Source organism: Paenibacillus sp. J22R160, from assembly GCF_059692135.1.
Map to the genome: position 1 here is coordinate 108,805 of NZ_JCAUAU010000002.1, position 12,684 is coordinate 121,488.

Below are 12,684 nucleotides of genomic sequence, written 5' to 3' on the forward strand. Positions count from 1 at the left end.
AATAATGATGAGCACCAATAACAATTTGCTTGAAGTAAAAGATCTGCGAGTTTCTTTCCGTACGTATGCGGGGGAAGTTCAAGCTGTTCGCGGCGTATCTTTTTCTTTGAAAAAAGGTGAAGTGTTGGCGATTGTAGGTGAATCCGGTTGCGGTAAATCCGTAACGGCACAAACGCTCATGCGTTTAATTCCTACTCCGCCTAGTTATATAAAAAGCGGCTCTATCATGTTTGACGGAAAAACGGATATTACTAAACTTTCCAACAAACAAATGGAAAAAATTCGCGGATCCGAAATCGGTATGATTTTCCAAGATCCGATGACCTCACTTAATCCGACGATGAAAATCGGCGATCAAATTACAGAAGGTCTTATCAAGCATGAAGGATTAAGCAAGAAGGCAGCAACCGAGAAAGCAATTGAAATTCTAAAGCTTGTCGGTATCAACTCGCCTGAAGGCCGTATCCATCAATATCCGCATGAGCTCTCTGGTGGTATGCGTCAACGTGTTATGATCGCGATTGCGCTTGCTTGTTCTCCTAAGCTTCTTATTGCGGATGAGCCAACAACAGCTCTAGATGTTACGATTCAAGCTCAAATCATTGATTTGATGAAAACAATTTCCGTGAAGACGGACTCATCTATTATTTTAATTACGCATGACCTCGGTGTTGTAGCCGATATGGCGCAGCGTGTCGTGGTTATGTACGCAGGTAAAATCATCGAGCAAGGAACTGTAGATGAGATTTTCTACAATCCGCAGCATCCTTATACATGGGGTTTGCTTCGTTCCGTACCGCGCTTGGACACAAATGCGAATGAAGAACTTGTACCGATTCCTGGTACACCGCCAGATCTATTTGCGCCTCCAAAAGGTTGTGCATTTGCAGCTAGATGTCCCTATGCAATGAACCAATGCTTGGAAGTAGATCCGGAACACACTACGCTCTCCGAGACGCATAGTTCTGCTTGCTGGCTGTTGCATCCTGATGCGCCGAAAGTTGAACGTCCTGTAGGAGTGGGAGGTCATCAACATGTCTAATGCCAATAAACCAATTCTGCAAATTCGTAATATGAAGAAGCATTTTAATCTTGGCAACGGGAAAGTGTTGAAAGCCGTTGACAATTTTTCGATCGAAATCAACCGCGGTGAAACATTCGGTCTCGTAGGGGAATCCGGGTGTGGGAAATCCACGGCAGGTAGAACGATTATTAAGCTTTATGATGCGACAGAAGGCGAAGTTATTTTCGACGGCGAAGATGTCCATAAATTAAAGGGCAAAAAGCTGAAAGAATTTAACCGGAATATGCAAATGGTATTCCAAGATCCTTACGCATCATTGAATCCGCGTATGACTGTTGGGAATATCATCGCTGAAGGTATTGATATTCATGGATTATACAGCGGCGCTAAACGTAAAGAACGCGTTATGGAGCTGCTTCGCGCTGTTGGTCTAAACGATGAGCATGCGAACCGTTTCCCGCATGAGTTTTCCGGAGGTCAGCGTCAGCGTATCGGGATTGCCCGCGCGCTTGCGATTGAGCCGAAATTCATTATTGCAGACGAGCCGATCTCGGCATTGGACGTTTCCGTTCAAGCTCAAGTTGTAAACTTGTTTAAGAGATTACAGAAGGAAATGGGCTTGACTTACTTATTTATCGCGCATGATTTGGCGATGGTTAAGCACATTTCTGACCGTATCGGGGTAATGTACCTTGGTAACCTAGTTGAAGTTACAACTTCCGATGATCTTTACGCGAAACCGCTGCACCCGTATACGCAGTCGCTGCTTTCGGCGATTCCGATTCCAGATCCGGAAATCGAGCGTACGCGCGAGCGCATCATTCTGCAAGGCGACGTACCGAGCCCGCTCAATCCGCCAAGCGGTTGTCCGTTCCGTACGCGTTGTCCGCAGGCGATGCCGCAATGTGCGGAATCGATGCCGCCTAGCAAAGAAGTGGAACCGAATCACTTCGTAGCTTGTCATTTGTACTAAGCTTTCATCAGCCGTCCCGAGAGGGGCGGCTTTTTGGCATTCGACTATTCAATTGTAATTAATTGAAATACAGTTTTGACGATTGCAAGCCTACCGTGTACAATCAAAGGATAGTTGTTTTATTTGGTATGAAGAGGGGACACTAGTCGCATATGCAAATGGAAACTTTTCATTGGAAAAAGAGTCAGAAACTAGCTGAGGATTATATTCAACAGTCAGCAGAAGCTGCACCATTATTTCCATATTATTTTGGAAATCAAGAAGATTGGCAAACTCGCGTTAAGTGGCTAGATGAAGGGCATTCCGCATGGAAGGCTGATCGCGGACGCTTGGCGGAAGCGCTGAAAACATACAACGAGAGAATTGGTAATACCGGGGCTGCCTTGGATCAGATTACTGCACTGGCTAGCCAAGAAGCGCTTGCCATTGTTGGAGGACAGCAAGCAGGATTGTTCGGCGGTTCGCTGCTCGTTTTGTACAAAGCGATAACGATTATTCAGCTTGCTCGTGAATGGAGCGCCAAATTAAATCGTCCGGTCGTTCCGATTTTCTGGATCGCTGGCGAAGACCATGATTTTGACGAAGTAAATCATATGCACGTCCTGTCGAATGCGCAGCAGATTGACAAAATGAAGGTGGACCACCCAACTGGTCAGCGCACGTCTGTCAGCAAGTTGCCGCTTCAGCCGGAAGCGTGGAAGGAAGCCTTGGAGGCACTCAATCAATCTTTGATGGATACAGAGTTCAAAGCTTCTCTGATGGCGAAATTAGAAAACACTACGGAAGGCAGCGCAACACTTTCCGATGCTTTTGCCCGCTGGATGGCTGTCTTGTTTGGTGAATACGGACTTATTCTGATTGATTCAGATGAACCTGCCCTTCGTGCAATTGAAACAGAGATGTTCGAACAGCTTGTATTGCAAAATGAAGCTTTCGCAGCCTCCCTAATGAAGAGTCAAGACGACGTTCAGCGAGCAGGGTATAACAGTCAAGCGGAAATAGCGAATGATGGGGCTAATCTTTTTATTTACGCGGGAGGACACCGTTTGCTTCTGCACCGTGAAGGCGAGTATTTTACAGATAAGAAAAAGGAATATCGCTTCACCAAAGAGCAGTTGCATGATCTGGCAGTAACAAGCCCTGAGCAGTTAAGCAACAATGTCATGTCCAGGCCGCTTATGCAGGAGTTTTTGTTCCCTGTGCTGGCCAGTGTGTTAGGTGCCGGTGAGATTGCTTACTGGGCGCTCACGAAGCAGGCTTTTGAACAGTTTGGTATGAAAATGCCGATTGTTGTGCCGCGTTTGGAGTTTACTATGATTGAAGGTACCGTTCAGAAGCAAATGCACAAGTATGATTTTACGTTTGAGGATGTCCTGTATCGTTTTGAGCAAAAGAAGCAGGATTGGCTTGATGCGCAAGATACATTGCGGCTAGGTGAACGTTTTGATAAGGTGAAAAGTGAGTTTGAGACCAGTTATGCGCCTCTTGTTGAATCATTAGCCGTGATCAATCCAGGCATTAAAAAGCTCGGAGATACGAACCTGACGAAAATTTTAGAACAGATAGAATTCCTGCAAAATAAAGCTTCGGATGCTTACAAAACGCAGTTTGATGCGACGTTAAGACAATTAGAGCGCATTCGACTCACCATAATACCGTTAGCAAAGCCGCAAGAAAGAGTGTATAATGGATGTGTTTATATGAATCGATATGGGAATGATTGGCTGCGTGCACTTATCGAGACGCCGATTCCTGTGGACGGTTTGCACCGTGTTTATTATTTGTAGGAGGAAGTATACATGACAACTGTTGAAAAAAGTATTGTTGCCGATATTACGCTGGCACCTGAAGGACATTTGAAAATTGATTGGGTTCAGGCTCATATGCCTGTTTTGAACCGTATCCGTGAACAATTTGAAAAAGAACAGCCTTTTAAAGGATTAAAAGTAACCATTTCCTTACATTTGGAGGCGAAAACGGCTTACTTGGCTAAAGTGGTGAAAGCAGGCGGGGCGGAAGTTACCATTACTGGCAGTAATCCGCTGTCTACACAAGATGATGTATGTGCTGCGCTTGTTGAAGACGGCATTACGGTATTCGCGAAATACAACCCTAGTCCAGAAGAGTACAAGGAATTGTTGATTAAAGCGCTGGAAACTAAGCCTGATCTGATCATTGACGATGGTGGGGACTTGGTATCCATTCTTCACTCCGAGCGTAAAGATCTTGCTGCTCAAGTTCGCGGCGGTGCTGAGGAGACAACAACTGGTATTCTTCGTTTGAAAGCGATGGAAAAAGAAGGGAAGCTTGAATTCCCAATGGTTGCTGTTAACGATGCCTTCTGTAAATACTTGTTTGACAACCGTTACGGCACAGGCCAATCCGTTTGGGATGGTATTAACCGTACAACGAACTTAGTAGTTGCGGGTAAAACAGTTGTTGTTGTTGGCTACGGCTGGTGTGGTAAAGGTGTTGCGATGCGGGCTAAAGGGCTAGGCGCAAATGTTATCGTAACTGAGATTGACGCTATCAAAGGCGTTGAAGCTTACATGGATGGTTTTGCGGTTATGCCGATGGTTGAAGCGGCGAAATTAGGTGATTTCTTCGTAACCGTAACGGGCAACCGTGATGTTATTCGCGGCGAGCACTATAAAGTGATGAAGGATGGCGCTATTCTTTCGAATGCGGGCCATTTCGATGTGGAAGTCAACAAACCAGAACTTGAAGCGCAATCGGTCTCCAAACGCACAGTTCGTCGTAACATTGAAGAGTATCAACTGACGGATGGTCGTAAAATTTATGTGCTTGCTGAAGGTCGTCTTGTAAACTTGGCGGCAGGTGATGGACATCCGGCTGAAATTATGGATATGACGTTTGCATTGCAAGCCATGTCTCTAAAATATGTGAATGACGAGTATAAGAAATTAGGCAAAACAGTTGTTAATGTGCCTTACGTATTGGATGAGCAAGTGGCAAGATTCAAATTGGAATCGCTTGGCACAAGCATTGATTCCTTAACGGATGAGCAAAAGCTGTATCTGGACAGTTGGGCAGAGCATTAAGAATTAAGAGAGCCTTTCGGACCGCTTTAGGGTGGTCTGAGAGGTTTTTTTATTTGTAAAAATTTTGCAACATTCTAAGCGCGGCATCCGTTTATAGGGTGTATAACCTATATTTGGTAGCGAGGGGATGGCAAAATGGGGGTCAATAAGTGGGGTCAAAAGGTTTCGTTGCTGCTTGCTGTATGTATGCTGTTTGGCGGTCTTTTGGCAGGATGCGGCACATCATCATCCAAAGATGAAGCAACAACGTCTTCAGAGCAAAAAGTGAGTTCTGGCAGTGGGGCGTTGAAGATGGATGCGCCGCGTGCCGAAAGTGCTGCTGCTCCTGCCGTTCAGGCACAGGTTGCGAATGATCTCAACGGGAAAGTTGCAGACTCTGCGACGGCTCAATCGCCACCTGATGGCAAAGATGCTACGATGACTGTCATGCCGGCAACTGGCAGCGATGAAGCAGCGGGCTTTAACCGCAAGCTGATCTACCGGGCTAATTTGGTTATGCCGGTAGATGATTACGGGAAGGCTCAAACGGCGCTCAGAGACCTTGTGACTTTGAGTGGGGCCTACATCCTGCAGTTTTCGGAGAATGCCAATACAGGAGAGAGAGGCGGCACGTATACCATAAAAGTGGCTGCCAATGGCTTTGTTTCTTTGTTGGATGGCTTAGAGAAGATAAGTCCTTCTTTGCAAAGGAATGTTCAGGGACAGGATGTCACCGAAGAATACGTTGATCTCAGTTCACGTTTGAAAGCCAAACAGTTGGTTGAAACGAGATTGCTCGGCTTTATGGAGAAGGCTTCAAAAACAGATGATTTGCTGGCTTTCTCGAATGAGCTCTCTAAAGTGCAAGAAGCGATCGAACAGATCAAAGGTCGTATGAGGTATTTGGATCAAAATGTAGCTTACTCCACGATTGAAATCAGGATGTATCAACAAACAGATAAGAAGCCCCTCCTTTCGGATCCAAGTAAACTTAGCTTAGATGAGCGCATCCAAAAAGCTTGGAACTCTAGCCTAAATGTACTAGTAGCGGTGCTGCAAGGTATACTTGTCTTCCTGGCAGCAGCATTCCCGATCATTGTCATTGTACTGTTGATTGGTATACCGATATGGGTATACAGACGCAAAAGACACAAGCATTTGGAAGCTACGCGAAAACAGCTCAAAGAGCAAAATGCTTCTTTGAACTCACTTGAAGAAGAGAAACAAGGAGCAAAAGACGCAGAATAGACCTAAAAATGAAAATTTTTTCACAAATCCTGCTCAAGAAGCAGGATTTGTTGCGTTATTGGCGAATTAACATTAAAAAGTGGTGAAAAGTGGTACGAAGTGGAGGGAAAGGGGGCGCCATGCTATGTTCATGGGGGAATATCAACATAGCATAGACGAAAAGGGCCGTATGATCATCCCGGCCAAGTTTCGAGAAGCCCTTGGCGAATCCTTCGTTATCACTCGCGGTCTAGATCAGTGCTTGTTCGTGTACCCACGCTCCGAATGGGCCGTGCTTGAGCAAAAGCTGAAGGCATTGCCGCTGATGAAATCAGATGCACGTGCGTTCACTCGCTTTTTCTTCTCCGGTGCAACGGAGTGCGACCTTGATAAACAAGGTCGGGCTAATATTCCAGGCAATCTCGTCGATCATGCCAAGCTTGAAAAAGATTGCGTCGTAATCGGTGTTTCCAACCGAGTAGAGATTTGGAGTAAACAAATTTGGGAAAGCTATGCCAATGAATCGGAACAGTCGTTCAATGAAATTGCTGAGAAACTCGTCGACTTTAATTTTGATTTATAGATGTTTTAGAGATTACGCTTACGAAGACAGTTTTGCCAAGGCAAAACAAAGACTATGCTTACGAAGAAAGCTTTGCTAAAGCAAAGCTCTTAGGAGGACACCAAGTTGTTTCATCATGTGACGGTACTTAAAGAAGAATCAGTTCAAGGTTTACATATAAAGCCTGATGGCGTATACGTGGATTGTACGATGGGGGGGGCAGGGCATAGTTCCCTGATAGCTTCTAAATTAGGTCCTAGTGGGTTACTGATAGCTCTTGACCAGGACGATGTTGCTCTAGCTAATGCTCAAACTGTGTTAGCTCCTTACTTAGATCGTGTGAAAATCGTGAAAAGCAACTTTAGAGATTTAGAGCAGGTGCTCATGGATGAGCCGAGAGCACTACGCGACGGGAAACCGCAGGTTGATGGGATTCTGTTCGATCTTGGTGTATCCTCCCCGCAGTTGGATGATGGAGAGAGAGGCTTCTCCTATCACCAAGATGCAGAGCTCGATATGAGAATGGATCGGACGACGGAATTAACCGCCAAAACGATCGTTAATGAATGGGCTCCTGAGCGAATTGCGAAAATTTTGTTTGAATACGGGGAAGAGAAATTCTCGCGCCGCATCGCAGGTGTTATTGCTGAAGCTCGTACCAAGGGACCTATTGAAACGACAGGTGAACTTGTTGAGCTGATTAAGGAAGGAATTCCTGCAGCTGCGAGAAGAACAGGCGGCCATCCTGCTAAGAGAAGCTTTCAAGCGCTGCGCATAGCTGTTAACGATGAGTTAGGCGCTTTCGAAGAGGCTTTGGAGCAATCTGTGAGATGCTTGGCTCCAGAGGGAAGAGTAGCGGTTATCACGTTCCATTCTTTGGAAGATCGCATCTGCAAGCAGTTTTTCGTTAAAAATGTGGAGAAATGTACGTGTCCGCCGGCGTTTCCGATGTGTGTTTGCGATAAATCCGGCGATCTTAAATTAGTAACACGTAAACCGATCATTCCAAGTGAGCATGAACTTGAGGTGAACCAAAGAGCAAGATCCGCCAAATTACGTATTGCAGAAAAGCTTTGACACAAAAGGAGGAAGTTGATATGCCATCTTACATCCAGGGGAATTTAGCTCTTGATCAGAAACGAACTGTTCCAGCAGCTAAGGTTAAGATTAAGGAGACAACCAAGGTTGTTTATCGCAATAAATCTCTACCGACCCAAGAAAAAATGTTGTATCTATTTACTGTTCTCCTCTGTGTACTTGTCGCAGGTGTGATCATTTGGCGTTACGCGTCCATCTATCAAATGAATGCAAGCATATTGAAAATGCAAGGGGAAATTCGCGAGATTCAAGCTCAGAACAGCGCTTTGAAACAGGAAGTTGAGAAATTGCAAAGCCCTGATCGTCTCAAAGAGGAAGCCGTCCGCCTCGGGTTTAATTTAGATGATGACAAGAAGGTAAGTTTAGTGACTCCGGCCAAACCGAAGACAAACACAAACAGCAGTAAAAATACTAAAGTTGCTTCTAAACCGTAACGGGCAGGTATCTATATGACAAAAAAAATTAAGCTGCGTTCTTTACTCATTGGAGGGTTCTTCACCCTTCTTTTTGTTGTCCTTATTGCTAAAGTCTATTGGATTCAAGTGGTAGATGCATCTTGGTTGCTAGAACAAGCCGAAGAAAAATGGGAGACGGACCGAATTATTGCGCCTGTTCGAGGGACCATCTTGGATCGGAATAATAAAGTGCTCGCAGAAGAAGGAACCGCCTACACGGTTACGCTGAATCCCAAAATGATCGATAGTTTGCATGCGGCAGATGATATTGCCAGAGGGTTGGCGGATATTTTGAAAGAGTCGGATACGACCAAAGCGAAGCTTGAAGATAAGATCCGGGAACTTGCCACGAGAAAGAAACCGGATGGCAGTGATTTCGCAGTCAATGTCGAAATTCGCAACGAAGGCTGGAAAATTGACAAGGAAAAGGCAGATCAAGTTCGTGATTTCATTGCAACGCTGCAAACGCGACTGAATAAATCGACAAAAGCGAACATCGGAATCGGTATCATTGAAGAAAAGAAACGGTATTATCCGGGTGAAACGCTAGCTTCCCATATTCTAGGCTATACGAATAAAGAAGGTAAAGCTGCACTTGGTTTAGAACTGAAGTTAGACGATACGCTTAAGGGTGTTCCTGGCATGCTGAGCTATGAAAAAGACGGCAAAGGCGTGGAGCTGCCGGATGCAAAAGTTGATTTTAAACCGGCGGAAGACGGCAATAATGTGCGTCTTACCATAGATAAGAACATTCAATTCTATTTGGAGAGCGCGCTGGCTAAAGTAAATGAGAAGTGGCATCCCAAAAGTTTAACGGCTATCGCGGTCGATCCCCAAACGATGGAAATTTTGGGTATGGCGAATACGCCGACTTTTAATCCGAATAAGTACTGGACCATCAATGATCAAAGCGATTTTAAAAATAATGCGGTTGCATCCCGTTATGAACCTGGCTCTACATTCAAAATTGTCACTTTAGCCGGTACGGTAGAAGAGGGGTTATTTAATCCCAATGAGATGTACCAGTCAGGTATGATCCGTGTGCAGGATAGAGAGCTGCATGACCATAACCGCGTTGGTTGGGGCAAAATTTCTTATCTCGATGGACTTAAGCGTTCTAGTAACGTAGCTTTCGTCAAACTAGGTATTGAGAAACTCACACAACCTAAATTGAAAAGCTATATTGAGAAATTCGGGTTTGCTGACAAAACGAATATCGATATGCCGAATGAAGTATCGGGCCTCATCGATATGCAATATCCCTCTGAATACGCAACTGCAACGTACGGGCAAGGGAAAGTCGTTGTTACGGCGATTCAACAGACAGCAGCCTATGCAGCGATGGCGAACGGCGGCAAGCTCATGTGGCCGCATATTGTGAAAGATATTGTAGATCCCAAAACAGGAAAAACGATTCAATCCTTTGCGCCGCAAGTTGTGCGTCAAGTCGTTAGTGAGAAGACGGCCGCTACGGTTAGCGGCTACTTGGAGCAAGTCGTTTCCGACCAAGATATTGGAACAGGTAAACTGGCCTTCATGGAAGGTTATCGCGTAGCGGGAAAAACAGGTACAGCGAACTTGGTACTTCCTGGTGAAAAGACGTATTCGACGAATAAGTGGGTCATCTCTTTTATTGGTTATGCGCCCGTTGAAAATCCCAAAATCCTCGTCACCTTGATTGCAGATCAGCCAGATCTTGACGGCAATTACCATCTGGGCGGACAAGTTCTAGCGCCAGCATTTAAAGATATTGTTGGTGAATCCCTGCAATATATGGGGGTCAAATCGAGCAAGCAAACGCAAATGGTTGCCAAGGAAGCGAACAAGCTAACGGTGCCTAAGTTCATGGATATGACGTCGGTGAGTGCAAAAGATGCGGCGAAGGAGAGCGGCTTATCTTTGGAAGTTTTCGGTAAGGGAGAAAAAGTTGTCGATCAATTCCCGAAACCGGGTACTGAAATCTTATCAACGCAACGAATATATGTGGCCATGCAAAACGTTAGCGAAATGCCCCTCCCTAACTTAGTAGGTCGATCCTTGCGCGATGCTGTAGAAGCATGTTCATTCTTTAAAGTGGACTGCCAAACCTCAGGGGAAGGCTATGTCTCGGATCAAACGAGTGCAGGAGAGGGTGAAGGGCGCAGTGTAACGCTGCAGCTTAAGCCGTTAAGCGATAAATCAGCAGTAGCAGGTACAAAGCAGCCTTAAAGCGATAGGCTTGTTCTAACCCCTGTTTGTCCCGAATAGTCATGTTAGGAATGAGACTGACTTATTTGGGAAGGGAGATTGAACGTTCATGCGTGCTTCTAACGTTACTGTTCGCCGCAGATTGTTTACTGCGCTCATCATTGGCACGATCATTTTCACTGCTCTTATTCTCCGCTTGGCCTATGTTCAGCTATGGATTGGACAAGACTTGGCGAATAAAGCGGAGGATAGCTGGAGGAGACAGATTGAGTTTGCGCCGAAAAGAGGAGAAATTCAGGATCGCAATGGGATCACTTTGACTTATAGCATGAGCACGCCAACGATCGTGGCGATTCCAGTTCAAATTCAAGATCCTCAAAGTACGGCAGCTAAGCTGGCGGAAGTGCTCCAAGGAAATGCTGATGATATCTATAAGCAAATTACGAAGAAAACGTCCCAAGTCGACATCAAGCCGTCCGGCCGAAAAATAACGATTGAGAAAGCGCAGGAAGTCCGCAATCTGCACCTTCCAGGGATTGTAGTCGCAGAAGATAATAAACGATATTATCCTTTCAGCAACTTGGCGGCACACATCCTAGGCTTTGCTGGCATAGATAAAGGTCTTACAGGGATTGAAGCGAAATACGATAAGGAATTGACTGGCATTCCCGGCAACATTTCATATATGACGGATGCAGCAGGCAGGCCTCTAGCAGGAACAACGGATAAGTATACTAGTCCAAAAGATGGTCTCAACGTAAAGCTGACTATCGACAGTCATTTGCAGTCTGTGATGGAAAGAGAATTGGACCAGGCCATGGTCCAGTATCAAGCGCAAAATGTCGTCGCGATTATGATGGACCCGAACAATGGAGAGATTTTGGCCATGGGCAGCAGACCGACCTATGAGCCAGGCAATTATAAAAATTATCCGGCAGAAACATACAACAGGAACTTGCCGATTTGGAAAACGTACGAGCCAGGTTCGACCTTTAAAATCATTACGCTTGCAGCGGCTCTGGAAGAAAAGAAGGTAGATCTAAAGAACGAACCTTTCTATGATCCTGGTTTTATCGAGGTTGGAGGAGCTAGACTGCGTTGCTGGAAACGTGGCGGTCATGGCAGCGAAACGATGCTCCAGGTCGTTCAAAATTCTTGTAATCCGGGCTTTGTCGTCATGGGGCAGCGGTTAGGCAAAGAGAAGCTCTTTGACTATATTTCCAAATTTGGCTTTGGGAAAAAGACAGGCATTGACCTTGGCGGTGAAGAGAACGGGATTATGTTCAAGCCTTCTCAGGTCGGGCCCGTGGAACTTGCGACAACTGCGTTCGGTCAAGGGGTTTCAGTAACGCCAATTCAACAAATAACAGCTGTATCTGCGGCTATCAACGGTGGTAAGCTGTTTAAGCCTTATGTAGCCAAATCGTTCTCGAACCCGGACACGGGAGAAGTCGTTGATGTCACGGAGCCTGAACTTGTGCGTAATGTGATTTCCGAGGGAACCTCGAAGCAGGTCCGTGAAGCGCTCGAGAGCGTAGTAGCGCTAGGTACAGGGCGCAATGCTTTTATCGACGGCTATCGGGTCGGAGGAAAAACAGGAACCGCTCAGAAGGTTATCAATGGTCGTTACTCCCCCGATGAGCATATCGTGTCTTTCATCGGATTTGCCCCGGCGGATAATCCCAAAATTGTTATTTATGCGGCCGTAGATGACCCCAAAGGCATTCAATTTGGCGGCTTGATCGCAGCGCCTTTAGTTAAGAACATGATGGCTGACGCTTTGCGCTATATGAAGGTAGAGCCGAATAAACAGCAGCTCGATAAAGAGTACCGATATGGGGAAACGCCGGTTGTTGAGGTGCCGGACTTGGTTGGAGCGTCAGTTGATGATATATTAGAAGATCTGAACATGAATTTTAAGCTGGCAAAGTCCGGCAACGGCAAATATGTGATCAGCCAAGCGCCGAAAGCAGGCACACGGGTTGATCAAGGATCAACGATTCGTATCTTTTTATCGAACAATGAGCCCCCGCAATAGGGATTTTTCTTCAATTTAAAAAAAGATTTGCAAGTAAGACATGTTTAGCTTTTCCACATGCATAAAATTGTCCATAATA

Annotated in this window: 10 protein-coding genes; all 10 read left to right on the forward strand. The window is 45.6% G+C overall.

Annotation, left to right across the window (positions count from 1 at the left end):
* Window positions 1-7: 7 nt before the first annotated feature.
* Window positions 8-1,042: an ABC transporter ATP-binding protein gene (locus AC58UW_RS03885; RefSeq protein ID WP_497368734.1), complete on the forward strand. Its 1,035-nt coding sequence runs from the start codon at window positions 8-10 to the stop codon at window positions 1,040-1,042.
* On the forward strand, window positions 1,035-1,997 hold the full coding sequence (locus tag AC58UW_RS03890; RefSeq protein ID WP_157321594.1) for an ABC transporter ATP-binding protein: 963 nt from the start codon (window positions 1,035-1,037) through the stop codon (window positions 1,995-1,997). Before AC58UW_RS03885 ends, AC58UW_RS03890 begins: the two co-directional genes overlap by 8 nt.
* A 158-nt stretch (window positions 1,998-2,155) precedes the next feature.
* A complete protein-coding gene (bshC, locus tag AC58UW_RS03895) occupies window positions 2,156-3,784 on the forward strand; it encodes a bacillithiol biosynthesis cysteine-adding enzyme BshC (protein ID WP_497419411.1) in 1,629 nt (542 codons plus the stop codon).
* Between the two features lie 12 nt (window positions 3,785-3,796).
* The gene (locus AC58UW_RS03900) at window positions 3,797-5,059 is read left to right on the forward strand and encodes an adenosylhomocysteinase (RefSeq protein WP_497419412.1); all 1,263 of its coding nucleotides are present in this window, start codon (window positions 3,797-3,799) and stop codon (window positions 5,057-5,059) included.
* Between the two features lie 135 nt (window positions 5,060-5,194).
* Window positions 5,195-6,286 carry a DUF4349 domain-containing protein gene (locus tag AC58UW_RS03905; protein ID WP_497419413.1) on the forward strand — a complete coding sequence of 364 codons (1,092 nt, stop codon included), beginning with the start codon at window positions 5,195-5,197 and terminating at the stop codon, window positions 6,284-6,286.
* 124 nt (window positions 6,287-6,410) lie between these two features.
* Window positions 6,411-6,848: a division/cell wall cluster transcriptional repressor MraZ gene (gene mraZ / locus AC58UW_RS03910; RefSeq protein WP_145656939.1), complete on the forward strand. Its 438-nt coding sequence runs from the start codon at window positions 6,411-6,413 to the stop codon at window positions 6,846-6,848.
* A gap of 105 nt (window positions 6,849-6,953) precedes the next feature.
* Window positions 6,954-7,904 (forward strand): 16S rRNA (cytosine(1402)-N(4))-methyltransferase RsmH, encoded by a 951-nt coding sequence (gene rsmH / locus AC58UW_RS03915; RefSeq protein ID WP_497419414.1) that lies wholly within the window; start codon window positions 6,954-6,956, stop codon window positions 7,902-7,904.
* 20 nt (window positions 7,905-7,924) lie between these two features.
* On the forward strand, window positions 7,925-8,359 hold the full coding sequence (ftsL, locus tag AC58UW_RS03920) for a cell division protein FtsL (RefSeq protein WP_497419415.1): 435 nt from the start codon (window positions 7,925-7,927) through the stop codon (window positions 8,357-8,359).
* A 15-nt stretch (window positions 8,360-8,374) separates the two neighbouring features.
* On the forward strand, window positions 8,375-10,588 hold the full coding sequence (locus tag AC58UW_RS03925) for a penicillin-binding transpeptidase domain-containing protein (RefSeq protein ID WP_497419416.1): 2,214 nt from the start codon (window positions 8,375-8,377) through the stop codon (window positions 10,586-10,588).
* A gap of 88 nt (window positions 10,589-10,676) precedes the next feature.
* Complete coding sequence (locus AC58UW_RS03930) at window positions 10,677-12,605, forward strand: stage V sporulation protein D (protein WP_497419417.1); 1,929 nt, start codon at window positions 10,677-10,679, stop codon at window positions 12,603-12,605.
* Window positions 12,606-12,684 lie beyond the last annotated feature (79 nt).

Excerpts from the sequence above, each read along its gene's own strand:
- AC58UW_RS03885 (WP_497368734.1), top strand. The coding sequence starts at position 8 with ATGAGCACCAATAACAATTTGCTTGAAGTAAAAGATCTGCGAGTTTCT.
- AC58UW_RS03890 (WP_157321594.1), top strand. The coding sequence starts at position 1,035 with ATGTCTAATGCCAATAAACCAATTCTGCAAATTCGTAATATGAAGAAG.
- bshC (WP_497419411.1), top strand. The coding sequence starts at position 2,156 with ATGGAAACTTTTCATTGGAAAAAGAGTCAGAAACTAGCTGAGGATTAT.
- AC58UW_RS03900 (WP_497419412.1), top strand. The coding sequence starts at position 3,797 with ATGACAACTGTTGAAAAAAGTATTGTTGCCGATATTACGCTGGCACCT.
- AC58UW_RS03905 (WP_497419413.1), top strand. The coding sequence starts at position 5,195 with ATGGGGGTCAATAAGTGGGGTCAAAAGGTTTCGTTGCTGCTTGCTGTA.
- mraZ (WP_145656939.1), top strand. The coding sequence starts at position 6,411 with ATGTTCATGGGGGAATATCAACATAGCATAGACGAAAAGGGCCGTATG.
- ftsL (WP_497419415.1), top strand. The coding sequence starts at position 7,925 with ATGCCATCTTACATCCAGGGGAATTTAGCTCTTGATCAGAAACGAACT.
- AC58UW_RS03925 (WP_497419416.1), top strand. The coding sequence starts at position 8,375 with ATGACAAAAAAAATTAAGCTGCGTTCTTTACTCATTGGAGGGTTCTTC.
- AC58UW_RS03930 (WP_497419417.1), top strand. The coding sequence starts at position 10,677 with ATGCGTGCTTCTAACGTTACTGTTCGCCGCAGATTGTTTACTGCGCTC.